16 protein-coding genes, 1 tRNA gene and 3 pseudogenes are annotated in these 23,991 nt (G+C 44.2%); 14 read left to right on the top strand and 6 right to left on the bottom strand.

Annotated elements, in window-relative coordinates; translation table 11 throughout:
- Positions 1–10 precede the first annotated feature (10 nt).
- The 4 genes from pal (at position 11) to AC3D28_RS05890 (ending at position 3,764) form a co-directional block, all read left to right on the top strand.
- Entirely contained in the window at positions 11–535 is a 525-nt protein-coding gene (gene pal / locus AC3D28_RS05905; RefSeq protein ID WP_098415299.1) for a peptidoglycan-associated lipoprotein Pal, read from the top strand.
- Between the two features lie 15 nt (positions 536–550).
- Positions 551–1,306: a tol-pal system protein YbgF gene (gene ybgF / locus AC3D28_RS05900; protein WP_098415300.1), complete on the top strand. Its 756-nt coding sequence runs from the start codon at positions 551–553 to the stop codon at positions 1,304–1,306.
- 238 nt (positions 1,307–1,544) lie between these two features.
- Positions 1,545–2,606: a quinolinate synthase NadA gene (nadA, locus tag AC3D28_RS05895; RefSeq protein ID WP_488535855.1), complete on the top strand. Its 1,062-nt coding sequence runs from the start codon at positions 1,545–1,547 to the stop codon at positions 2,604–2,606.
- A 117-nt stretch (positions 2,607–2,723) separates the two neighbouring features.
- The gene (locus AC3D28_RS05890) at positions 2,724–3,764 is read left to right on the top strand and encodes a potassium channel family protein (RefSeq protein ID WP_488535854.1); all 1,041 of its coding nucleotides are present in this window, start codon (positions 2,724–2,726) and stop codon (positions 3,762–3,764) included.
- 69 nt (positions 3,765–3,833) lie between these two features.
- On the opposite strand, the gene AC3D28_RS05885 is transcribed toward AC3D28_RS05890, so the two are convergent.
- The gene (locus AC3D28_RS05885; RefSeq protein WP_098415303.1) at positions 3,834–4,424 is read right to left on the bottom strand and encodes a YecA/YgfB family protein; all 591 of its coding nucleotides are present in this window, start codon (positions 4,422–4,424) and stop codon (positions 3,834–3,836) included.
- 73 nt (positions 4,425–4,497) lie between these two features.
- Between AC3D28_RS05885 and AC3D28_RS05880 the strand changes: the two are divergent.
- The 4 genes and pseudogenes from AC3D28_RS05880 to AC3D28_RS05865 form a co-directional block, all read left to right on the top strand.
- A pseudogene (locus AC3D28_RS05880) lies at positions 4,498–6,675 on the top strand (hybrid sensor histidine kinase/response regulator); the annotation flags it as partial.
- 455 nt (positions 6,676–7,130) lie between these two features.
- Positions 7,131–7,580 carry an L-alanine exporter AlaE gene (locus tag AC3D28_RS05875; protein ID WP_098415304.1) on the top strand — a complete coding sequence of 150 codons (450 nt, stop codon included), beginning with the start codon at positions 7,131–7,133 and terminating at the stop codon, positions 7,578–7,580.
- A gap of 143 nt (positions 7,581–7,723) precedes the next feature.
- Positions 7,724–7,811, top strand: a tRNA-Ser gene (locus AC3D28_RS05870).
- Positions 7,812–8,019: 208 nt separating this feature from the next.
- Positions 8,020–8,762, top strand: a pseudogene (locus AC3D28_RS05865) (DDE-type integrase/transposase/recombinase).
- Between the two features lie 368 nt (positions 8,763–9,130).
- On the opposite strand, the gene AC3D28_RS05860 reads toward AC3D28_RS05865, so the two are convergent.
- The 4 genes from AC3D28_RS05860 to AC3D28_RS05845 all read right to left on the bottom strand — a co-directional run bounded on the left by AC3D28_RS05860 (position 9,131) and on the right by AC3D28_RS05845 (position 12,621).
- Positions 9,131–9,889 carry a hypothetical protein gene (locus AC3D28_RS05860; RefSeq protein WP_488535853.1) on the bottom strand — a complete coding sequence of 253 codons (759 nt, stop codon included), beginning with the start codon at positions 9,887–9,889 and terminating at the stop codon, positions 9,131–9,133.
- A gap of 257 nt (positions 9,890–10,146) precedes the next feature.
- Positions 10,147–11,646: an FUSC family protein gene (locus tag AC3D28_RS05855; protein WP_488535852.1), complete on the bottom strand. Its 1,500-nt coding sequence runs from the start codon at positions 11,644–11,646 to the stop codon at positions 10,147–10,149.
- Positions 11,535–12,398 (bottom strand): HlyD family secretion protein, encoded by an 864-nt coding sequence (locus tag AC3D28_RS05850; protein ID WP_488535851.1) that lies wholly within the window; start codon positions 12,396–12,398, stop codon positions 11,535–11,537. Before AC3D28_RS05850 ends, AC3D28_RS05855 begins: the two co-directional genes overlap by 112 nt.
- 10 nt (positions 12,399–12,408) lie before the next feature.
- The gene (locus AC3D28_RS05845) at positions 12,409–12,621 is read right to left on the bottom strand and encodes a DUF1656 domain-containing protein (RefSeq protein WP_488535850.1); all 213 of its coding nucleotides are present in this window, start codon (positions 12,619–12,621) and stop codon (positions 12,409–12,411) included.
- Between the two features lie 328 nt (positions 12,622–12,949).
- On the opposite strand from AC3D28_RS05845, the gene AC3D28_RS05840 reads away from it, so the two are divergent.
- From AC3D28_RS05840 to AC3D28_RS05820, 5 genes and pseudogenes are all read left to right on the top strand, one after another.
- Positions 12,950–14,236: a serine hydrolase domain-containing protein gene (locus tag AC3D28_RS05840; RefSeq protein WP_488535849.1), complete on the top strand. Its 1,287-nt coding sequence runs from the start codon at positions 12,950–12,952 to the stop codon at positions 14,234–14,236.
- A gap of 625 nt (positions 14,237–14,861) precedes the next feature.
- Positions 14,862–15,758 carry a LysR family transcriptional regulator gene (locus tag AC3D28_RS05835; protein WP_488535848.1) on the top strand — a complete coding sequence of 299 codons (897 nt, stop codon included), beginning with the start codon at positions 14,862–14,864 and terminating at the stop codon, positions 15,756–15,758.
- Positions 15,759–16,384: 626 nt separating this feature from the next.
- Complete coding sequence (locus tag AC3D28_RS05830) at positions 16,385–17,524, top strand: efflux RND transporter periplasmic adaptor subunit (RefSeq protein WP_488535847.1); 1,140 nt, start codon at positions 16,385–16,387, stop codon at positions 17,522–17,524.
- A 2-nt stretch (positions 17,525–17,526) separates the two neighbouring features.
- Positions 17,527–20,687 (top strand): annotated as a pseudogene (locus tag AC3D28_RS05825) (efflux RND transporter permease subunit).
- A 190-nt stretch (positions 20,688–20,877) separates the two neighbouring features.
- A complete protein-coding gene (locus AC3D28_RS05820) occupies positions 20,878–21,333 on the top strand; it encodes a MarR family winged helix-turn-helix transcriptional regulator (protein ID WP_488535846.1) in 456 nt (151 codons plus the stop codon).
- A gap of 45 nt (positions 21,334–21,378) precedes the next feature.
- Here AC3D28_RS05820 and AC3D28_RS05815 read toward each other — a convergent pair whose 3' ends face one another.
- Entirely contained in the window at positions 21,379–22,335 is a 957-nt protein-coding gene (locus tag AC3D28_RS05815) for an AEC family transporter (protein WP_488535845.1), read from the bottom strand.
- 600 nt (positions 22,336–22,935) lie between these two features.
- On the opposite strand from AC3D28_RS05815, the gene trpS reads away from it, so the two are divergent.
- The gene (gene trpS, locus AC3D28_RS05810; protein WP_488535844.1) at positions 22,936–23,958 is read left to right on the top strand and encodes a tryptophan--tRNA ligase; all 1,023 of its coding nucleotides are present in this window, start codon (positions 22,936–22,938) and stop codon (positions 23,956–23,958) included.
- The last annotated feature ends 33 nt before the right edge of the window (positions 23,959–23,991 follow it).

Here is a 23,991-nt window from a genome sequence, read left to right as displayed (position 1 = left end):
GGAAAATAAGATGCAACTGAACAAGGTTCTAAAAGGGCTATTAATAGCACTTCCTGTAATGGCTGTGACAGCGTGTAGTTCAAGCGATGATGCTGCTTCTAATACTGGCGCGGTAACAAACAATAATGGCGCTGTTGAAACGACAGTAGCTACGCCAATCGATCAAAGCGGCCAGCTAACTGAGCAAGAGCTAAAAGAGCAAGCGCTACGTGAAACTCAAACAATCTACTTTGCGTTTGATAACTCAACAATTGCAGCAGATTACGAAGAGATGCTAGCAGCGCACGCTTCTTACCTAAGCAAGAACCCGGCTCTTGACGTAACTATCGAAGGTCATGCAGACGAACGCGGTACACCTGAATACAACATCGCTTTAGGTGAGCGTCGTGCACAAGCGGTTTCTAACTACCTGCAAGCTCTAGGCGTTCAAGCAGATCAAGTCTCAATCGTTAGCTACGGTGAAGAGAAGCCACTTCTTCTGGGTCAATCTGATGAAGTTTACGCTAAGAACCGTCGCGCGGTTCTAGTATACTAATTCGAGGTAATCCTCATGTTCAGTAACACTAAGCGCGCTGTTGCGCTTACGTTACTGGCAAGTGCAGCGAATCTTGCGTTCGCTGCACCAGCTCCAGTATCCGATCTCAACAGCACATCTTCAGTCTCAAAGAGCCGAGTCTCTTCCGAAACGGACGTCGAGCGTTTAGAGCGTTTGCTACAAAATCGCAACCGTGTCCAACTCCAAATGCAACAGCAAATTGACCAAATGTCACAAGAGATCAGTGAACTCAGAGGTCAACTGGAGAGGAATAGCTATGAAATGCAGCAAATGTTGCAGCGGCAACGTGAGCTATTTGTCGAGCTAGACCGTGTGCGTGGTGAAATAAAATCAGCGCCCATACAAGAGACAAAACCTGCGAAAACCGGTGGCCAGTACACGCCTAACGTTGATGAGCAAACAGCATATCAAAATGCTGTCGATCTTATTCTCAAAAAGCGTGACTACGCAGGTGCTATCGCAGCATTCCAACAATTCCAGCAAGATTATCCCGATTCGACTTACTCTGCGAACTCATATTATTGGCTAGGCCAATTGTATTACGCTAAAAAGCAGGATGAAGAAGCGGTAAAAAGCTTTGCGACCGTGGTTTCTTATCAAGACTCCAATAAGCGAGCTGACTCTCTGGTTAAGTTAGGTGATATTGCTGAGCGCAACAACAATGCAGCGCAAGCGAAAAAATACTACCAACAAGTGGTTGATGAATACCCCGGTAGCGCATCTGCAAAACTTGCTAGCTCTAAGCTTTAATCAACAACATTTAAAAAGGAAGCCAAAGCTTCCTTTTTCTTTATATATACTGAAATACCCTCAAAGAGCAGCGTTCAGGCGTCGCCTTAATCGTTTTTGCTGCCCCCTCTTACGTAGAAATGCTAAATGTAACAAAGATATACGGCTAGACCGCTAGAAATCCCTGCTACAGGTTGGTTTTTGAAAATCAACAAGGTTACAATGCTCGGATTAGAGGAAGTTGCGTAGAGTAAGAGCAATGAGCCATATATTAGATAAAATCGACACTGTTTACCCGTTCCCACCAAAACCAGTACCACTGAGCGAAGACGAAAAAGCGTCTTACATTGAGCGAATTAAAACGCTGCTAAAAGAGAAAGACGCAGTGCTTATCGCTCATTACTACACAGATCCAGAAATTCAAGCTTTAGCTGAAGAAACAGGCGGTTTTGTTGGTGATTCGCTAGAAATGGCAAAGTTTGGTAACCGCCACCCAGCAAGCACACTGATCATCGGTGGTGTTCGTTTTATGGGGGAATCAGCGAAAATCCTTACGCCAGAAAAACGTATCCTAATGCCGACATTGGAAGCGGAATGCTCCCTTGACCTTGGTTGTCCGGCAGATAAGTTCAGTGAGTTCTGTGATGCTCACCCTGATCATACTGTCGTGGTTTACGCAAATACCTCTGCCGCAGTTAAAGCCCGAGCGGACTGGGTCGTGACTTCCAGCATCGCATTAGAAATTGTTGAACACCTAGACGTTGAAGGTAAGTCAATTATCTGGGGACCAGACCGTCACTTAGGTTCGTACATCGCTAACAAAACTGGCGCTGACATGCTGCTATGGCAAGGTGAGTGTGTGGTTCATGATGAGTTCTCTGCTGATGCGCTACGCAAAATGAAGAGCGTATACCCAGACGCTGCAATTTTAGTTCATCCAGAGTCACCTGCTAGCGTGGTTGAATTAGCGGATGCCGTCGGTTCGACGAGTCAGTTGATCAAAGCAGCGAAAGAGCTCCCGAACAAACAAATGATCGTTGCGACAGACAAAGGCATTTTCTTTAAAATGCAGCAACTTGTGCCTGAAAAAGAGCTTGTCGAAGCCCCAACCGCAGGTGCTGGCGCAACTTGTCGCAGCTGCGCACACTGTCCTTGGATGGCAATGAACGGTTTGAAAGCGATAGAGAAAGCGCTTAGTGAAGGCGGTGAAGAGCATGAAATTTTCGTAAAAGAAGAACTGCGAGTAAAATCTCTTATTCCATTGAATCGCATGTTAGATTTCGCAGAACAGCTAAACATGCAGGTGAAAGGAAACGCGTAAACCTCGCCGTAGGTGAAAGCAAACCTCAAAACCAGTCGAATATGGCTGGTTTTTTTGTGTCTTACTATCAATGAGTTACTATTAACGTAATCAATATAATATAGGAATTGTAAATCTATGGCTGTGTGGCTAGTAGTTAAAAAGTGGCTAAGTTCGCACCTGTTTAAATTGAGTAACCGAAGCCTCCTCATCTTTAGTGCTTTGTATGTGAGTCTTTCATGGGGGCTATTGGTCCTAGCTGGGGAAGTAGCGTTAACGAATAACTTTTCTAACTTCATTTATTACTTGATGGTAACGGCGAGCACGGTCGGCTATGGCGATTATTCACCTGTGACAGACTTTGGTAAGTGGGTTGTTGTGTTATTCGTGATTCCCGGTGGCTTAAGCCTGTTCGCGGCATTATTGGGAAGAGTTGCTGGAGCGGCAATGGATTATTGGCGAGCTGGTATTTTAGGAAAACGGAGAGTAAAAGTGGAAAATCATATTGTATTGTTGGGATGGAATGGGTCGAGAACGATACACCTTATCCGCATGTTACAGCATGAAGAAGCAGGAAAACGACCGGTTGTATTGTGCAGTCGTTCAGAGATAGAAAATCCGTTACCAGGCGAAATTAGTTTTATTAAGGTAACCAGTTATACCGACTCACAAGAGATGAGTAACGCCAACATCGCTGAAGCGAACTGTATTATTGTTGATAACCTCTCGGATGATATCACTTTATCCGCTGCTCTATATTGCGCATCGGTAAACCCGACGGCTCACTTGGTGGCGTATTTTAAAGATGAAGCGCTTGGCAGGCTATTAAGCCAGCACTGTCCTAAAGCTGAATGTATTCCGGCTGTTGGTGCTGAAATGCTTGCTAAAGCTGCAGTTGACCCGGGGTCAAGTGCACTTCACCAAGAGCTATTGGCATCTACTCGAGGGATGACTCAATACTCTGTTATCTATCCCGAGGATCAACCAGCCACTACCATTGAACGTGTGTTTGGTTTTATTAAGCAGCGTCATCACGCAACGCTAATTGCCTTCGATACAGGCAATGGTATTGAGTTGAACCCAGAGCTAAGTGAAGCCGTCTTTCCTCATACCAAATTATTTTATATAGCCGATGAACGTATTGAAGACTTCGCGTGGCATGAACTCAACAAGCTATAAGCGATAAAAAAGCTCTCCGCGGAGAGCTTTTAGTCATGTTTTTTCTCGCTGCTTAAAGCAAGATTCCTGTTACTGTACTTCCGCTAGAGTCACACCGCGCTGGGTTAAACCACTTAACATTACAGGCATAGCGTTGAAGATCTCTTCAAACTGTTCTAAGCCTTGTATTCCTTGTTCAGCCAAGGTCTCAATCGTTGTTTCTGGATCGTAAAGCATTGTTAGAGAAAGTAGGACACCGCCAAGTAGAGCGTTATCTTCGCTGTCTTCAGGCATTAGCGTCTCCCAGTCATCTCGAGTCAATTGCCAGCCCTGCAACACACCTTCACAGAAGTCGCGAGTCGATAATGTCACAATATCTTGCTCATCCAGCGCGCAGCCTTCTGGCCACTGCCACGTACCATCGAGTAGAGCAGGGCGAGTTTGATTCCACATTTGTACAATCTCATCAATATACTGTTCAAGTTGTTCACCATCTGTAAATGGTGCGTTTTCCTCACCACCCCATAAGAATGGTAGCCATTCTTGCGGCATCAATACATTTGGCGCTGATGCCATCGCTGTTACAAAGCCTTGAGTTTTCGCTAGGTTTAGTAATTTACCGTCAAGTTCTGGAAGAGAAAGGATGTCTTGTAGTTTCAAAATAGAATACCATTTGTTCATGGGCGGTTGATTGCGCTTATTTTACCAATCAATCAGTGATAAATCGATATTATGGAATGATTCACAGACATCTATGGAAATTCGGTCATCACTTAGAAAGAAAAGCATCCTCGCCTTAACACTTTATCTGTGTTTTTTTATCGCTACGATCGGATCTATGGTGTATTTAGTAGTAGAGCCGCCAGTAAGACAAAAGCTAGAACAAAACTTAGAATTACGCACTCAGCTGTTGGCATCTGAAATTAAAGAGCCATTACTTAAGTCAACGGGTGTGTTAAGTAGCCTCGTAGGATTAGCGCAAAGTGCCGAAACAATGATGTCTACTCGCTCCGGTGTCGCCCACATACTTCAATTAAGTGATGAGATGATAGTCAGTGGTGGTTTGTGGCCTAAACCCGAGTTGATAGCTGAACGATGGCAATATAGTAGTTTATTTTTCAATAAGAATAGTGATGGTAGCATTGACCAAATCTATTCATATAATAATCCAGAATCTGGCGGCTATGACAACGAGCCTTGGTATCGTGTCGCGGCCGAGGCGCCCAAAAGGACGGTGAGTTGGTCTGCGGTATATATTGATACATTTACACAAATTCAAATGATCACTGCTTCAACGCCATATTACCAAAACGGGAAGTTTGCCGGAGTTGCAACGGTGGACTTATCACTTGATGCACTTTTTAAATTTATACGAGAGCACATTAATCAACATTCTTTAGGGATCGTGGTTCGCGACGCCAATTCTAACGTTATTATTGAGCACAATTTTCAGCTGACAAAACAAATGTATGTGAATGAGCTCGATTTTGGCGAGTTCAACTGGCACCTGGAAGTTGTCAACGCAAAGACTAACGTTGCGGATCAAGCCTTTGAGCAAGTAATGAGCGTGGAGAGAGGTGTCATTCCTTTCTTACTGCTATGTGTTCTTGCGGGGTATTACTTACTCAATCGTTATATTGTCGATCCAATCGTGTGTATTGCCGCTAAGGTGGATGATTCAAAAACAGGAGGGATCATTGACATCGACTATCATAGCGAAGATGAAATCGGCCAACTCATCCATAAGTTTAATGAAAAAACCATATACCTTGAGCAAGAGCGAGTGAAAGCTCAGGCATCTACCAATGCAAAAACAGCATTCTTAGCGACCTTATCTCACGAGATCCGCACACCTATGAATGGTGTATTGGGAACGGCTCAGATATTGTTAAAAACTCAGTTAACGGATGAACAAAGAAAGCACTTGAGTACGCTATATGATTCTGGCGATCACATGATGACGTTACTCAATGAGATCTTGGATTATTCTAAAATCGAGCAAGGGCATATAGAGTTTGAAAATACGCCGTTCCCAATAGAGTCAATACTTGGCAGTATTCAGAGTATTTATCACACGCTGTGTGCTGAAAAAGGGCTGAAATTCCGAGTGGTTTCGCATGTGCCAGCGGAGCGTTGGTACAACAGTGATAAAGCCCGTTTACGTCAGGTTCTGTTTAATTTGCTAAATAACGCCGTCAAATTTACGCACCAAGGTGTAATTGAAGTGGAGTTGACTGAGCAATCAAATATTAAACACACTAAGCTGATCCTCATGGTTAGGGATACTGGCATTGGGATCTCAAAAGAAGCACAAAAACGTATTTTCCGTCCCTTTGAGCAAGCAGAGTCTTCCACTACAAGACAGTTTGGCGGCACTGGGCTTGGTTTGGCGATCGTTAAAGAAATTGTTGAACACATGGGGGGAGGTATCGTTGTACAGAGCCAGAGAAACGTCGGAACTGCCTTCACCGTCGAAGTAATACTAACGCCATGTGAGCCAGTAAAAATCGAACCAGTTAGCCCTTACAAACTTGGTTACAATGGTTTGAAAGCATTAATTGTTGAAGATAACCGAACGAATGCGGTCATTATAGAGACCTTTCTCAGAGACAAAGGTTTTGATTGTACCTGTGTTGCAAATGGTCAACTTGCAGTCGACGCTGTAACAAAGCAGCGATTTGATTTGATATTGATGGACAATCACATGCCCGTTCTTGATGGTGTTGAGGCGATATCAGCTATCCGTACGATGAACTCATCGGCAAAGTCTGTTTTGATTTTTGGATGCACGGCAGATGTGTTCAAAGAAACACAAGAGCAAATGCTGAAAATCGGTGCCGATCACATTATAGCTAAGCCTATCGTAGAGTCTGAGTTAAATGATGCGTTGTATCGCCATGCCGAACGGTTATATCAATATCAAACCAAAGAGAGTTAGAATTAGTTCTTGCTACCAACATCATGCCGTTGTGCTCTATCCATGCCAGCCCTAAGTATCGCTTTTTAGGAGAGCGAGTGACACGATGAGTTCATTCAAACTCTGAATTTTTACAGTTTGGCCGCATAAAATTTCAAGTGACTAGATTATTGTTCACGTATTATCCTAAATTCCTATCGAAGATACCATTTAACCCCTGTTTCTGTAAGTGAAATCCGTATTGTTGTGCTTATTTTGAGCATCTTCTGACCCCTTCCTGCTTAAATGGTGAAAAAATCTACTTTTATTTTAAAAAATAGTTATTAATTTACCACTTGAATTTAAATATAGAACCATAAACTAAATAATGTGTGTTTTAATAGCGGCATTAACTGGTGTTAATGTTTAAATGTAGTTTATTGTGTGTTTTTGCTTGTTAATTGTAGCGTTTAATTTCAGAGGGTTGGCAAATGAAGTCTCGTGGACCATTTTGTATTCGTAATGCCGCTGCGGATACTTTTGCGATGGTGGTTTTTTGTTTTATTACAGGGATGATTGTCGAGATCTTGATTTCAGGGATGACGTTTGAGCAATCTCTAGCATCGCGCACGTTGTCAATTCCTGTAAATATTGCTATCGCGTGGCCTTATGGTTTGTTCCGCGATTGGGTTTTGCGTCAGGGCAATAAAGTGTCATCTTCTTCGTTTATGAAGAATGTCTCCGATCTTGTGTCTTATGTACTCTTTCAGTCCCCAGTGTATGCAGGGATTTTACTCGCGGTTGGTGCTTCATCCGACCAAATAGTAACCGCAGTAGCAAGTAATGCGGTTGTCTCTTGTGGCATGGGGGTTTTGTTTGGTTACTTCTTAGACATATGCCGCCGTTGGTTCCGCGTCCCTGGCTATTATCAAGGTATCTAAATGCCACTGTTTTGTTCAATTTAGTTACTTAATGAACAAACGACAGGAAAAGGGCGCTTTTTTTTATGTTTAGCCTTGACCATCAGGTACATAATCATTAAATTAGCGCCTCGTTAGCTGAGATGCTAACCAAGAATTGATTCGGTGAGTTGTCCGAGTGGCTGAAGGAGCACGCCTGGAAAGTGTGTATACGGCAACGTATCGAGAGTTCGAATCTCTCACTCACCGCCACTTTTATGTTAAAAGACGTCCAAGGGCGTCTTTTTTCTTGCCTAAAATTTATATAAATCAATGATTTATAATTAATATTCATCTGATATCTTCCACTCCAATCCTTTGTTTCAAGTAATACTCAAAGTAATACCCAGTCTATTTTCTGATCCGCCCCAGCAGTTTTGAACATCGAGTTAAGTGAATACAATCACTAACGAGGTGAACAATGAAAACTAAAAAAACTAGAATTAAATATGCCTCTGATTTTAAAGCAGTAAAGAAAGACATCAGTACCAGTCAGCGTGAAAAAATCTAGCTGCTGAAATCGCCGAGCTCAAAGGCAATTGGCTGAGCAAGCTGACTAGATATCGTAAAAAAGGCCTCTGACCTACTTGGCGAAAAATCTAAAGTAAATTGCTATGAATTTATGCTCGAACACCTGCTGTGCTTCAGTGTTGTTCGCATGGTTAAGGTGTTCGAAGTTTTACGAAGTGGGTTTTATTACTGGATTAAACATCGCCACAAGGCGAATCCAGAATGAGCTGGCTGTATTTGGCTGTAATCATTGTTCTTTACTCAAGATAAGTAATTGGCTGGTCAATAGGTACCCGCATGACTGCTACGCTGGTCTGTGATGAACTATCAATGGCCTTGTTCCATCGTGGATTCCCTGACAGGTTATCGTTCACAGTGGTCGAAGTATTAGTATTGTTCAAAAGACTATCGAGACCTCATAACTGCTTATAATCTAAAGCAAAGTATGAACGGGACAGGAAACTGCTGGGACACACTTGTGTTGAGAACTTCTTCCATTCAATGAAAGTTGAAGCGAGCCAATATGAGCCGATCAAGACCAGAGACGAGGTGCGTCAAACGGTCTTCGAGTACATTGAGGTTGATTATAATCGGGTGAGTGCTCTTGGGTATCTAAGTCCAATTAACGTTGAACAGCAAAATGTCGCTTCATGAAGTATCCAGTTGGGCTGAAGCAGATCAAAAGCTGACGAGTGAGCTGATCAGTACAGTAAGTAAAACCGATTTGGTTGCAGGTGTACGCATAGCAACTAAGTCCCAAATCCATCGATTTTCACCCTATAAAAATGCAATTGTTCGCAGCACGACCTTGTTCTGCTTAGTGGAATTTATAGCGATTGCCCTAAAAGATTGGTTTGAGCATGATTTTATCGTCGAGCATCGCGCACCAATAATCAGGTTTGGAGACGAGGCCCTACCGAAAAGGTGACAGGCTAAATTGAGAACATCCAGTTGATTAAACAAAACAGCCAGCGTTTCACGCCGGCTGTTTAAAGGACAGTAAGACAAATGAACTGAGAGATTTACAGGTAAACTTTGTAGTTAAACCATACTCGATTTTCATTGATGTCAACCGATTTACTGCTCGATTCCATGTTGCCAGAAGTGTTTTCAAACTTAACCTGTCCCCAGCGAGTCTTGTCTGCACTTAGCGGTGTCGCAGCCATCAATGTGGTTTTTACTGACGTTGATTCAATATCACCGCTCAAGTAAGTAAATTCTGGGTAAGCTGCGAGGAAAGTACCATCTTGGCCGGTTTTCCATACTGCATAAGCGGCACCCATTCCCCCAACGAGGTTATCGTCAGTGACGTTAAACGCACTCATTGATTGATCGGAGTATGTACCGGTTAAGGCACCAACACGCGCAAAAAATGTTAAAGAGTCAATCGGGGTGCGGAAAATTGAAATGGCACCTAGTGCGGCAGTTGTCGCCGTATCATTATCGACCACGTCAAGAGACACAGCGATACGTGGTGAGACAGAGTTCCCGGTATTAAATACGTGGAAGTACTGGAAACGACTATCGCTATATTCGCCATCTTTGTTCATCGTACTTTCTAGCGAGAACATCGACTCCATACCATTTTCGTATTGGTATGAGATAGAGCCAGAGGCTTTAACATCACCGTTATTGCTCGCTCCGACATAAAAGGTTGAGTAGGCACGAGTCATATCTGACGCGTCCAAGGTTTCACTGTTTGTATTGTCCGCAGCGTGAGCGCCTGCAATAAGTGTGCTACCGATAACAGTGGTTAAAAGTGCTTTTTTCAAATGGTTCATAGTATGGGTTCCACAAGTTGTATTGATTGGGTATGTGGAGATTTTATGAGGGAAATTGAAGACGAGTTAATCGTATATGATGGATTGAATCCTACATACTTAGTTGAATGATGTGTTTATGATGGTAATTTTGTACTTTTAACTTTGAGTAACGAACAAAGCAAAGTGTCTAATGAAACAAAAACAGCCTTGGTGGAAACCAAGGCTGTTGAACAGAAGCGTTTTAACGTTCCGATAAGTAGAGGTGCGGTAAAAGATCATCGATTGAACGGGGTTTTGGCCTTGCAGGGCGCGAGAAGATCCGAAAAGAGTTTTGCTATCGCCAAGATAAGCAGTATGTAGACCAATATCATCAGTGGCATTTCAATATTGTAATAAGGAGTGAGGTTTAAAGTGCTTGAAGAGAGCACCAGTAACAAGTTGACCCCAAGTACTCGAAAGATCCCCAATCGTGCGTTATCAAACACCCTCCAGATTGCGACAATATTAATGAAGTAAAAAGCGAGCAACTGCCACAGTTCAATGAACGATGGCATGATCAGCGAATACTGTAACAAGTAAAATCCACCTAAGCCAATAGCCCCCAAGAAAGCGTCTGTTATTGCGCTGGTGGGTAAGGGAGGGAGGTTGATCGAAAAAATTCCTGCAATCATTGGAAACACAAAGCCTCCAGGTATCGGCAAATAGATCCAAGCAAGTATACAGGCAATAAACGTGCTGACTCCTTGGACAACCTTTCTCCAGTCTTCACGAATATGCTGTTTGAGGCTACGTTGCCGTAATAAAGGTTTATGGGGCGAGTAACGCTGCGTCATTTCAAGTAGCTCTTCGGGCAGAATAGACTTAGTGGGAGGCATTTCCCATGTTGATTCGAGATTACGCTCGATGTCTGCGAGATAGCCGGCCAAATCACTGGGCTTATGGCTGAGACTTTCAAGGATATGTACAATAACATCTATTTCTCGAATTCTTTCCAACCATCGGGGTTGATAAAACTGCAAGTCATAACTGCCATGGTTTGGCAACTCGAGTAAGTGATGGAGTCGGATCGTACTGCTCTTAATGTGATCTAGTGCTTTATCGTTCTGCTGACCATTGGAATAATGACCAAGTGCTTGCTGTAACTCAGCATGTACGTCCCAATACTGATAATAAAAGACACTTTGGGTGGTAACAGGCCAAAGTACGCGATAGATAAAGGTAAACACGCCAATGCCGAGCAGAGTCTCTTGGATGCGCAGGATGATATACTGAAACGTACTTAGGCTATCGAAACTCCCTATACAGCAAATGATGGTGCATACCGTATAGGCCTGAATAAAGATATAGCCACGTTTTTCATCGCTGGCCATAAACAAGCTCAGGGCGAGCAGCAAGGTATAAAAAACGATGAATAGGAAGCGGTTTTGGGGAAAAAATGCAATTAAAAATAGTGCGTAACCGATGCCCATTAACGCGCCCAACACTCGATTCTGCCCTTTTTGCAAAGAGTGGGCGAACGTTTCATTTAATGCCAACACCGCTGCGGTAATACCTGCCCAATAGGGGTTATCCCACTCAAGCCAGATGGCAAGACAAAGGGCACTGACGATCACTAATGCCGCTTTTATCGCTTCTTTTGTAGAGTGATTGAGCATCATTGCGCCTATTGTTTGATGATTTTGATCGAAGCCGTCATTCCAACACGCAATTGCACGTTGTTTGGTTTCTCTTTTAACGTCACTTTGACCGGAATTCGTTGGGCGAGTCGAATCCATTGGAAGTTTGGATTGACGTTTGGCAGTAGCTCATTTCCCGTTATGCCGTCTTGCTTTGCAATGCCGTAGCCGATGCTAGTCACTTCAGCTTCTAGAGGTTGGTCGGGGTCGATTAACAAGGTCACATAGGCTTTGTCATTGGGGTCCACTCCTTCAAGGTCGGTTTCTTTGAAATACCCTTCGATCCAGAAGCTGTTCGCATCAATCAGAGCAACAACAGGGCTGTTAGCTACAACCTGAGACCCCACACGCAGATGAAAGTTAGTAATGAATCCATCGGTCGATGCGTAGACTTTGGTGTACTTAAGGTTAAGTTTGGTCTCTTCAACCATGGCTTTGGTTAGGCTCAGGTTCGCTTTGGCAGAGTCGACCGCGTTGCTTAAGTTGTTGAGTGTGAGTGTAGCAACAGAGCCCGGCGTACGGCTTTGCAGCGCGAGTGCACGTTTTTCTTCGTTGAGCGCCTTATCGAGGGCGGCTTGAGCCTGCTCTTGAGAAGCGATGGCCTTATGATAAGCCGCTTGATATAAGCTGTCGTCGATTTCAAACAGCAGATCGCCTTGTGCGACTGGGCTGTTGTCTGTGATATGAATGGCTGTCACTTGGCCAGTCACACGAGGTGTAATCGAGATGATATACGCACTGACGCGGCCATCGCGTGTCCATGGATTTTGCGTGCAAACCGAATAGAAGTTGGCAATCACCGCTCCAGCACCCAGTACGAGGAGCAGGGTAACTACATAACGCTTTATCATCTTCTCCCCCTTAAACAATCGAAATGGCTTGGCTGAAAACGCCAGTAAAGATCACAAAGACACTTACCTCCGCCAGCGTCGGATGAGCAATGTATCGATAGAACCCTGTTTTGACAGAGATGGTCGTAGCGAGCAGGGTGCACCCATAAGCAAGGGCGGCCACCAATAGTAGGGGGGTGAAATAGACTTCACCCCATGCGATTTCATGAGGTATAGCGTGCATAAGTGTTCTCTGTTTAGCGTCTTGCCTAGAGAGTAACTGCGGTTGTTCCTATTAAACACTCGCATATGGAGGGTTGTATCCATCAATCCAGAATACGTTTCTTTACTCCGGTGTCGCGCGTGAATAGATGAACGAGAAACGCACCTAAATAAGCAATAAAGCCTATTTGGTAATGGATTTGGATATGTAGGGTTTGATCCATCATATGCGATTGGTTTGCGACAAAAAAAACGTCAATACTGAGCTCATCAACACGATACAGACGAACTCGTATTTAAGGTTCACTTTAGGCAACACTTTTTAGATTTAATCATAGAGAGATACCAATATGAAAAAATTAATCGCTTTATCAATTGCAGCCGCGATCACTTCGGGCGCGGCAGTGGCCAACGTTATAGTTAACGAGACAACAACGAACAAAGTCGTTGCAGAGACACACGACTTTTTCCTTGAAAAAGGAAATCGCGTGAAGCTTCAATTCCCAATCGCAGAATCACATTTTGCTTGGCAAAACATGAGCCGTTTTTATAATACGGCGCAGATTGAACGCGACGGCGCAGTTTATCAGTTCCCGTACTCTATCGATGCGAATATTGGAAATATTAAAGCAACCGTTCAAGGCGAAGAACGCACCCTTAATGATCATTTAGATCATTTCCCGGTCGACGCTTTCCTTGTTGTAAAAAACGGCAAGATTGTTTTCGAGCGTTACAACACAATGCGCAAGACAGATAAACACAATTGGTTTTCAAACTCGAAAATTACGACAGGTATTGAACTAGCGAAGCTCGTTGAAGAAGGCAAAGTTAAGGAACAAGATCCAGTATCAAAATACATTCCGGAGCTTAAAGGTTCTGCTTGGGACACAGTGAAGGTGATCGACGTTGCGAATATGGCGACAGGTTTGAACGCGACAGAGCACGACGAACCCAATCCAGATTCACGCACGAACCCAGATCAGCCGTTTTTTAAATGGCTAGTTTCTATCGGGGTATTTGACGGCGATTCAACACAAAAGCCGCTTGATGTACTAAGCGAAATGACGCGCCGCCAAGAAGCGGGAAAAACATTCGAATATAACTCGATTAACACGTTTATTCTCGCTCGAATCATTGAGAACGTTCGCGGCTTGCCAATGAACGAAATTATCAGTCGCGACCTATGGCAGAAAATGGGCGCAAATAATGACGCTTATACGGTTGTTTCCCCGGTTGGCGGTTATCCATTAATGTTCTTCTCTATGAACTCCACAATCGAAGATATGGCTAAATTCGGCATGTTGTTAACCCCATCGGGGTCAAAACTGGGTGACGGTGCGGTCTCTGAAAACGTCGTGCAACGAATCCAAGCTTCCGGCAATTCAGAAGCGTTCGAGGGCGGTTACGTCGGTAAAGTTATGGCGAATTCATTCTATAATGACACGAATTTCAAAAACGGTTACATGTTCGACACGATCTTTGAAGACGGCGATTTATACAAGGGCGGCGTAGGCGGTCAGGGTATTTACATTTCACCGGACAAAGATCTGGTTGTTACGTTTTTCTCTACCAGCACGGGCAAGAACCAAGAAGAAACCTATGCCCGAGAAATCGCTAAATACTTCGCGAACAAGTAAAACAAACTTAACCTAGTTTGCATGTATTTAACGGAATGCATTGCATTAACCCCGACTCATATCGGGGCTTTGCTGAGGGGAATATGGTCAAGAAAAGGGGGCGCTAGATGTATACACGAATAAGGTATTGCCTGATAGTAATCAAGTAATTGAAATTGGCTACATGATGAATGCGTCTGACATCGTGCCTTTCAGTAGCACTTAATTCGACGGTAAAGGGAGCATGGATGTATTGTTCCCTTTTTATTTAACTCAATGAAACAATTAAACCCATTGAGGTACATTACCAAACCCGCAGTGACGAGTGGCGGCGTTGTCAAACGCATACGGTTGCCTTTGGCGCGATTAGTTATCATCAAGGCAACTCAAATTATGGATAGTATTATTTCCATCCAACCTTATCTCGTTTGTTACCCATTGCTCGGTGACGCAAGTTGTGTTCTCCAATCATAGCAGGGGTGTGTCGCTATATATTTGACCAATTGATGCCAAGAGCGGACGTGCACATTTATAACGTGGATGACGCTGCTCAAGCGATGCGTTTATCGTTACTTGATTGTACTGGTTATCAAGAAGAAAAAAGTGCTATCTTGTGGTTAACCGCCGCCAACAAGTAAGTCGCCCTATGAACTTTAGTCTTGAACAGTTACTGGCATTTGTTACCGTTTACGAGCACCTTTCTTTTAGTAAAGCTGCGGTAAAACTCAACAAGCATCGCACCACCATAGGCCAAGTTATCACTAACCTTGAAGACCAACTCGCGGTCACTTTGTTTGAACGAATTGGTCGTTCAGTTGAACCCACCGAAGACGGGCATCTTCTTTATCATTATGCTAAGCAAGCGATCGAGCAAGCACGCGTGTTTGACAAGATCGCCCTCAGCCTTTCATATGGCGGGCTTGAACGTGTGGTGATTGCCTACCCAAGTTTTGTTCCTCATCAAGCCCTATTTCTGATTCGTCAACAGTTAGCCCAAGATTTTCCGACTATGCGAGTTGAGTTTCTGGTTCGTGACCGTGACGAAATAAAACAAGGAATCATAGACGGGACCATTCATTTTGGTCTGGTCAATATTCATGAAAGTACCGCAATCCACAGTTTTGACTCGACATTTTTAGGCCATGTAGAGTTTTTACCATATGTACAAGCTGGTGGCAGATTGGCGCAAATGGACAAAGCTGCGGTGGTGAGTGAATTACAAACCGAACGGCAGTTTATGCTTAAGTCACTGGTGGATGAGGGGTTAGCTGATAAGTTCGTTTTCTCGGCTAATAATGAGCAAGTCGACCAACTGGCGTTAGTGATTAAAATGATCAAAGAAGGGTTAGGTTGGGCTTGGTTGCCAAAAGCGCTGTCTGAGTCTCAATTTGCGGTCGAAGCGGTGTCTCCACTTGAGCTTGATCTGATGCTGGAGGGAATGAAGCTCCCGATCTCCTTGTGGTGTCCACATGCAAAAAACATCAAAGAGGTGAAGAGTTCGATTCTTAAAGCGGTCAATGAACATGTGCAAAAAAACACATAACGTTAATCCCAACCCGTTTACGTAGGATGAAGTCCGAAGTAAGCGATTACCTTTATCGCGTCATATACCAGCGCTTCCTTTTTTGACAACCAAGGTTTGCTGTCTCATCCCCGCCCTAGCAGAAATACTGAGGGCTTTTTCGTGTTAGTGCTATCGAAAGTTGTTTGAGATAACGTCATCACGTATCGAACCGTAAACTTGGATAAATCAGTAAGTCAGTTCAGACTGTAATGGACCATAAAAGCAACCTGCATTTTCGCAGGTTTTTTATATCACGATGTCATATTAAAACGATAAATAAACCTAGACACTTACTATCAACTTTGTACAGCGCGAAGGCGGTTTTATCATCGTCTTGGTTGCTTATTGTACACTGCGGCTGCCCACAGAAAAATGTGATTTCCAACACAAAATCTTTAAATCTGAGAACTTCATTACACCTTTACGATAAACGTTTTTCGTAAGCGTATAGAACTGTAAATTTTGTTGTATGTACAACACTGGGTAATTATCATCCTAACTAATTTGTTTTGCATATATTTATATCCGTTGGTCATAACCAAGTCATTCGAGAAGTTTTTAGTTAAGAACTTTAAGGCTGGTAAAGAAATAAGAGAGAAAAGTTAATGAGAAGTAGAACCACACTATCTCTGTTGATTGCGTCGAGCCTTTTTATGGTTGGATGTCAACCAAGTGAAGAGGGACCGAATCAAGGTAGTGGTCCCGCTCCCACAACTGAGGTGAACGTTTTAACGGTAGAGCCAACTCGCCAAGCGTTAACGGTAGAGCTGCCAGGGCGTAGCCGAGCATTCAAAGAAGCGGAGGTTCGTCCACAAGTTACAGGCATTATTTCAGAGCGCAACTTTGACGAAGGAGGCTTTGTTGAAAAAGGTCAGTCTCTATATCAAATCGATGATTCTTCATTTCAAGCCGCTCTCTTGAGTGCAGAAGCTGAATTGATCAGAGCTCAGGCTGCAGAAGAATCGACCTATGCGACCGTGAAGCGTTATCGCGCCTTGATCACTAAAAAATCAATTAGCCAACAAGATTTGGATGAGGCAGAAGCAGCTTATAAAGAAGCGAAAGCGCAAGTGTTAGTAGCAAAAGCGAAGATCAATACCGCAAAAATCAATTTGGACTACACACAAGTAAAAGCGCCGATTAGTGGCGTTATTAGTAAATCGAGCGTGACGGCTGGGGCGCTGGTAACGGCAAATCAAGCCGGTACGTTAGCAACGATTCAGCAGCTTGATCCTATTAATGTTGACATCGTTCAGTCGTCAGCACAGCTATTGCGTTTAAAAGCGGCGTTGTCACAGGGTCACATGCAGGAAGACGATTCGGCCCAAGTAACCTTGAAGCTAGAAGATGGAAGGACTTACGAACGTAAAGGAACAATGAAATTTACCGAGGTGAATGTGAATGAAAGTACAGGCAGCGTGACGCTTCGTGCCGAGTTCCCAAACCCTGATAGCCTGCTACTGCCTGGGATGTTTGTACGTGCCACGGTTATCACTGGTGTTGACCCTGATGCGATTTTGATCCCACAAAATACAGTGTCTCGAGATGCGACAGGCAAAGCGATGGTGATGACGGTCAATGACGATAATAAAGTGGAAGCGAGACCCGTTAAAACGGCGGAAGCCATTGATAGCCAATGGCGCATTATCGAGGGCTTGAAAGCGGGCGATAAAGTCATTACTGCTGGCTTACAAAAAGTAGGCCCAGGTAGCTCGGTAAGTATTCAAAACGCTGAACAGGAGTAATCATGGCACGATTTTTTATCGATCGCCCGGTCTTTGCTTGGGTTCTTGCCATCCTGACCATGTTGGCGGGGGGAATGGCATTATTCAACTTACCCGTTTCACAATATCCAACCATTTCACCGACTACGATCACCATCAGTGCACGTTATCCAGGTGCATCCGCGCAAACCGTTGAAGACTCTGTCACGCAAGTTATAGAGCAAAACATGACGGGCTTGGACTATTTACGTTACTTATCATCCAGTAGTGACGCATTCGGTAATGCTAATATCGAGCTCACGTTTGATAGCGAAGCTGACCCTGATATCGCGCAAGTTCAGGTACAAAACAAGTTGCAATTAGCACTTCCATCACTGCCGATGGAGGTACAAAACCAAGGTATTGTGGTGAATAAATCCAACACGGCTTTCTTAATGGTTGTTGCGGTTTATTCTGAAGATCCTGAGTTTACGGAAAATGATATTGGTGACTTTGTTGTAACGAACATTCAGGATCCGGTCAGTCGTGTTACTGGCGTTGGGCAAGTTCAGGCGTTTGGTTCTCAATACGCCATGCGTGTTTGGTTGGACCCTTTCAAGCTTACGCAGTTTAACTTAACCGCGATTGATGTCGCGAATGCGATTCGTGAGCAGAATGCGCAAGTGTCGTCAGGCCAGCTTGGAGCAGCGCCTGCTCAGGAAGGCCAGTTGTTAAACGCGTCGGTTTCTTCGGCAAGCCGTTTGAGCAGCATCGACGAATTTCAAGATATTATTCTAAAGTCTGACTCTAGCGGCGCGAATGTATATCTTAAAGATGTTGCTCGTGTTGAACGTGGTGCAGAAAGTTACGACATCAAAGGACAATTCAATGGCTTACCTGCTTCTGGTTTAGGTATCTCATTAGGTACAGGGGCTAACGCGCTGGAAACGGCGACGGCGGTGAAAGAGCGATTAGAACAGCTTAAAGAGACCTTCCCAAAAGGGTTGAAGATCGCATACCCATTTGAAACAACACCATTCGTTAAAGCATCGATCCAAGAAGTGGTTAAAACGCTACTAGAAGCGATTTTCTTGGTGTTCTTAATCATGTACCTGTTCTTACAGAACTTCCGTGCGACTATCATTCCAACCATAGCGGTTCCGGTCGTCCTGCTGGGGACGTTCGCAGTTTTATATGCAACCGGATTTAGCGTTAACACCTTAACCATGTTTGCCATGGTTTTAGCCATCGGCTTGCTGGTGGATGATGCCATCGTGGTGGTGGAGAACGTTGAACGTGTGATGCACGAAGACGGGCTAGCTCCTAAAGAGGCCACTAAAAAATCGATGGGGCAGATCACTGGTGCTCTTATTGGTGTTGGTTTAACGCTCTCGGCAGTATTCGTTCCGATGGCGTTTATGTCTGGCTCTACGGGGGTTATTTATCGTCAGTTCTCGATAACCATTGTTGCGGCGATGACGCTTTCAGTATTGGTTGCGATCATCCTAACTCCAGCGTTATGTGCGACTTTGCTTAAGCAAGGCGATGCGGAGCTATTGGAGAAGAAAGGCTTCTTTGGGTGGTTCAACCGCAAGTTTGATGCGATGACCGTAGGTTATGAAGCGGGCGTAGCAAAACTGCTAAAACGTACGGGTCGTATGCTGGTGGTGTTCTTGGCGATGAGCGCAGGCGCTGGCTGGTTATTTATGAACCTTCCGACCTCGTTCTTACCAGATGAAGACCAAGGCACAGTATACTCGATGGCTATTTTACCGCCTAACTCCACACAGGAGCAGACGGAAAAAACACTCGAGAAAATGCGTGATTTTTACCTCGAGGATGAGAAAGATAACGTCAAATCGGTCTTCTCTGTTGCTGGCTTTAGCTTTGCGGGACAAGGTCAGAACATGGGTATGGCATTTATTGGCCTTAAAGATTGGTCAGAACGTGAAGCGCCAGGTACCGATGCAGCCTCAATCACTGGCCGCGCAATGGGGTACTTTTCGACCATTAAAGAAGCATTTGTTTTCGCATTTGCGCCTCCTGCTATTCAAGAGTTAGGTAACTCGACTGGCTTCGATTTTTATCTGCAAGACTCGTTGAATAAAGGGCATGAAGCATTAGTAGCGGCACAAGGGCAGTTCCTAGGCATGGCTGCAAAGAACCCGAAACTTGTCGGTGTGCGACCGAATGGTCAAGCCGATGCGCCCATGTATAAAGTCAATATTGATCACGTTAAGTTGCGTGCACTGGACGTCAGTATCAATGACGTGAACCAAATTTTGTCTGCTGCATGGGGGGAGCTTACATCAATGACTATATTGATCGCGGTCGTGTGAAGAAAGTGATGATGCAAAGTGATGCAGAGTTCCGCATGCAACCTAAGGACTTCGATTCATGGTATGTTCGCAATGCGAAAGGTGAGATGGTTCCGTTTTCCGCATTTGCCAGCGGTGAATGGACATACGGTTCGCCGCTTCTACAGCGTTTTGATGGCCTCCCTGCGATGAATATTCAAGGTGGTGCAGCGCCAGGCGTGAGCACGGGTGAAGCAATGGCAGAGGTCGAAGCGATGGTTGAACAATTACCAGAAGGCTTCACGGTTAACTGGAACGGTATCTCTTATGAAGAGCGGCTGTCAGGAAACCAAGCGCCAATGCTTTATGCACTGTCTATTCTTGTGGTGTTCTTAGTGCTTGCGGCGTTGTATGAGAGCTGGTCAGTGCCTTTTGCTGTGGTATTGGTTGTCCCTCTTGGAGTCCTTGGCGCTGTGCTTGCCGTGATGATGCGCAGTATGGATAACGATGTGTTTTTCCAAGTGAGTTTATTAACGACGGTAGGCTTGGCAACTAAAAACGCGATTCTTATTGTCGAATTTGCTAAAGCTTATTACGAGAAAGGCGCCGGTTTGATGGAAGCGACCTTACACGCCGTGCGCATTCGTCTTCGCCCAATCATCATGACGTCGCTTGCGTTTGGTTTGGGGGTTGTGCCGCTTGCCATCAGTGCGGGCGTTGGCTCTGCAGGTCAGAACGCCGTCGGTACAGGTGTGCTTGGGGGCATGATCAGTGCGACCCTTTTGGGTATCTTCTTCGTGCCGGTGTTCTTTGTGGTGGTTGAGCGATTATTTGATCGACGCGCTAGAAAAGAGTCCGAAGCCGAAAGCTCCGATACGAATGTTCAGAGTACAGAACAGCGCGATTAAGACGTGTTGTTTGGAGCTGAGCTATACTAGTGACAATAAACTAGATAAAGGGCGCTTCGGCGCTCTTTGTTTTATGTTTTACTGGGTCGTTACAGTAAATAACCTTCCCCTGAACGATGAGGGATGAACGTCATTTAGAATCTTTGTAGTTAACCGATCCAATGAACGCTTTAAATTAGAATAAGCAACGATGAAAAAACAAAAAATATCCCCGATCTCTGTTTTGGATCAAAGTCCTATGTTTGTTTGTGGCGTGATGCAAAGGATGTATCGCAACCGAGCTCAAGCAGAGCTCTCTCGTCAAAATTTGATGACGTTAGAAATGGCAAGCGCTCTAGTGGCTTTGGAAGAGTTTCAGCCGATGAGCCAGCAGGCTTTGGCGGATGCGGTTTGTACGGAGCGCAGCGTGGCAAAGCGGATGGTGGATAATTTAGAAAAGCGAGGGTTTGTTAAAGTCTCTAAGAATGCTACTAATCAAAGGCTTAAGATGCTGAACATGACGGAAGAAGGGACAGAAGCTTTAAAGAAAGTTCATCAAATTATGACGAACTTACACAAGGAGTTTTTTGCGTGTTTGTCAGAACCAGAAGCGGCCGAATTTTTTCGCCTAGTGAGAAAGCTCACTTTTGGTAATCACGGTCATTGATATATTGCCTTTTAATCCTTCCTGAGGTCTCGATAAATGGGCGATTTATATCAGTCCATAAAACTTAAGAATGATAATGCCCAGTGTACAAGTTATCGTCGAAAGTAGCGTTGTTAACGCAATGATATTGGCGGCTAACACGGAGTTTCCTCCCATAGAACGTGCCATCACATAACTGGCTGCAGCAACAGGGGAGGCATTCATAAAAAACAAAATACCTAATTCAACCCCTCGAAATCCCACTAAGTACGCACCGATGGTAACCATCATAGGGGCGACAATCAGTTTGTAACAACTGGCAAACCACGATGGACCTTGTTCTTTTTGCATCAAACGAAAATCTAGTGAGCCACCCGTACACAATAACGCCAAAGGTAACGTCATTTTCGATAAATAGGTGCCTGCATCAATGACGACATTAGGCACAGGGATTGAGAGTAAATAGAAAACCATTCCCAGTACAATCGAAATAATAAGTGGGTTTCTCGTGAGCGTTCGTCCCATCATTTTGACAGCCTGAGACGCCGAAGTTTCCCCTTTGGGCGATAAACAGATAACCGCTTGTACGTTGTAAATAAACGTTGTGACCGCGACATACAGCGCGGCCAAGGCAACACCTTGAGAGCCATACGCGTTGGCAACGTAAGCGATACCGATGATTCCAGTATTGGCACGAAAACCACCTTGAATAAGGACGCCTTGGTCGGACGATGTTTTAAAGAGGAGTTTGACGGAGAGATAAGTAAAAATGAAAAACGAAATACTGGCGATAACACCGTAATTCACAAAAGCGCTAGCCGCTGAGAAGTCGTGTTCTGACGCGACAATGCTAACAAACAACATTGCAGGCAAGGTGACTTTAAACACCAGTTTAGCGCCAATCTCAATAAAGTTATCGTTAATGAGGCCTATACGTTTAAACACGACACCTAGCACCAACATCAAACAAATTGGGCCAGTTATCGACAAAGAAAATTGCAACTGGTGTAAAACAGCTTCCATGTAAGTATCCGCAGCCAAAGAAAAATATTCCTGCTGTCTATTAAGCCATAAACTCTGGGAGACAGGATAGAAAAGTGATGAAATTTTCCTCTTTTGTTGTTTCCAGAACCATTTGCATTCCAAGTTATGGACGAGGTCCCAGTTTAACAAAGCTGCACTGGTTCTATGCGCGATATGTTGGTTTACTACTTATCGTGATGCATCCACATGTGTATTAAATAAAAGGGTTGGTCATTGTGGTTATGGATAGGAGTTCATCGATGAAAAGGAAACACAACAAAAACGTACTTTGTGCATTTGTCTCAGGTTCGGTGTTTGGTGCAGCTTTAGTCATTGCGATGTCTTTACCAATGTAATCGTTTCTGTAGGCTCTTTGAATACTTACGCTAATTCAATACAAAAACAGATTGAGTTCAGCTTGATGTACTGTTAGTTTGAAAACATGAAAATACACGTTAGCCCTTCATCAACAACCTTCTTTTGGTGGCGCTCTAAATAGAGCGGCACGGAATACTCACATTCTTAAGCTGCTGGATGGTAGCTAAGAGTGTTTTATCTTTTTATCTCCAGTAGCGATCTATTAAATACTTGGAGATAAATATGAACACCATTCAAAGTACATCACAGCGTGAAATTATCCTGACCGGCGATCGAGCGACAGGTCCGTTACACCTCGGGCACTATGTCGGTTCATTGCAACAACGAGTCAAATTGCAAACGGAGCATGAGCAAACGATCTTGGTCGCGGACATGCAAGGTTTGACGGATAACGCCCACAATCCATCAAAGGTATCCTCCAATATTCTCAATGTCGTTGCGGATTATTTGGCCGTTGGTATCGACCCCACACAAACCACGATCACGTTGCAATCTCAAATACCAGCGTTAGCAGAGTTAACGATGTATTACAGCAATCTTGTCTCTATTGCGCGTTTAGAGCGTAATCCCACGGTTAAAAATGAGATTCAAAGTAAAGGCTTTGAACGCTCTATTCCTGCTGGCTTTTTAACGTATCCAATTTCTCAAGCTGCCGATATTACGGGGTTCCACGCGACGTTGGTTCCGGTAGGTGATGACCAACTGCCGATGTTGGAGCAAACTAATGAAATCGTAAGAAAAATAAACTACCTGGGTGGAAAAGAGGTTCTTAGAGAATGCCGTCCATTACTTAGTGATGCACCTCGTTTGCCGAGTACTGATGGCAAAAATAAGATGTCTAAAAGCATGGGGAATGCAATCAACCTAGGGGCGTCTGAAAAGGAGATTTCTGCGGCGGTGAAATTTATGTATACCGACCCCAATCACCTGAAAATTGAGGACCCTGGCCAAGTCGAAGGTAATATCGTATTTACCTACCTCGATGCCTTTCACCCTGATAAAGATTACGTCGAACAGCTAAAAGAGCATTATCGACGCGGTGGGTTAGGTGATGGTTTGACCAAGAAAGTGTTAGAAGAATGCCTACAAGAGATGCTTCGACCTATTCGAGAAAAGCGCACTATGTATTTGAATGATAAAGCACAGCTGATTGATATTTTAAAACAAGGTAGTCAGCGTTCTCGTGAGAAAACTGAACAAGTGCTATTTGATGTGAAAGATGTATTTGGTTTGAATTTGTTCTGAATTAAAAGTAGAGAGTTGAACATAAGGCACGAC

The sequence above is a fragment of the Vibrio sp. TAP-3B genome (assembly GCF_057784735.1).
The sequence above is the reverse complement of the archived record's forward strand: the minus strand, read 5'-3'. Positions and strand labels throughout refer to the sequence as shown.

Excerpts from the sequence above, each read along its gene's own strand:
- AC3D28_RS05835 (WP_488535848.1), top strand. The coding sequence starts at position 14,862 with ATGAACTTTAGTCTTGAACAGTTACTGGCATTTGTTACCGTTTACGAG.
- AC3D28_RS05890 (WP_488535854.1), top strand. The coding sequence starts at position 2,724 with ATGGCTGTGTGGCTAGTAGTTAAAAAGTGGCTAAGTTCGCACCTGTTT.
- ybgF (WP_098415300.1), top strand. The coding sequence starts at position 551 with ATGTTCAGTAACACTAAGCGCGCTGTTGCGCTTACGTTACTGGCAAGT.
- AC3D28_RS05830 (WP_488535847.1), top strand. The coding sequence starts at position 16,385 with ATGAGAAGTAGAACCACACTATCTCTGTTGATTGCGTCGAGCCTTTTT.
- AC3D28_RS05860 (WP_488535853.1), bottom strand. The coding sequence starts at position 9,889 with ATGAACCATTTGAAAAAAGCACTTTTAACCACTGTTATCGGTAGCACA.
- AC3D28_RS05875 (WP_098415304.1), top strand. The coding sequence starts at position 7,131 with ATGAAGTCTCGTGGACCATTTTGTATTCGTAATGCCGCTGCGGATACT.
- AC3D28_RS05885 (WP_098415303.1), bottom strand. The coding sequence starts at position 4,424 with ATGAACAAATGGTATTCTATTTTGAAACTACAAGACATCCTTTCTCTT.
- AC3D28_RS05820 (WP_488535846.1), top strand. The coding sequence starts at position 20,878 with ATGAAAAAACAAAAAATATCCCCGATCTCTGTTTTGGATCAAAGTCCT.
- pal (WP_098415299.1), top strand. The coding sequence starts at position 11 with ATGCAACTGAACAAGGTTCTAAAAGGGCTATTAATAGCACTTCCTGTA.
- AC3D28_RS05815 (WP_488535845.1), bottom strand. The coding sequence starts at position 22,335 with ATGGAAGCTGTTTTACACCAGTTGCAATTTTCTTTGTCGATAACTGGC.
- AC3D28_RS05840 (WP_488535849.1), top strand. The coding sequence starts at position 12,950 with ATGAAAAAATTAATCGCTTTATCAATTGCAGCCGCGATCACTTCGGGC.
- nadA (WP_488535855.1), top strand. The coding sequence starts at position 1,545 with ATGAGCCATATATTAGATAAAATCGACACTGTTTACCCGTTCCCACCA.
- trpS (WP_488535844.1), top strand. The coding sequence starts at position 22,936 with ATGAACACCATTCAAAGTACATCACAGCGTGAAATTATCCTGACCGGC.
- AC3D28_RS05855 (WP_488535852.1), bottom strand. The coding sequence starts at position 11,646 with ATGGATTCGACTCGCCCAACGAATTCCGGTCAAAGTGACGTTAAAAGA.
- AC3D28_RS05845 (WP_488535850.1), bottom strand. The coding sequence starts at position 12,621 with ATGCACGCTATACCTCATGAAATCGCATGGGGTGAAGTCTATTTCACC.
- AC3D28_RS05850 (WP_488535851.1), bottom strand. The coding sequence starts at position 12,398 with ATGATAAAGCGTTATGTAGTTACCCTGCTCCTCGTACTGGGTGCTGGA.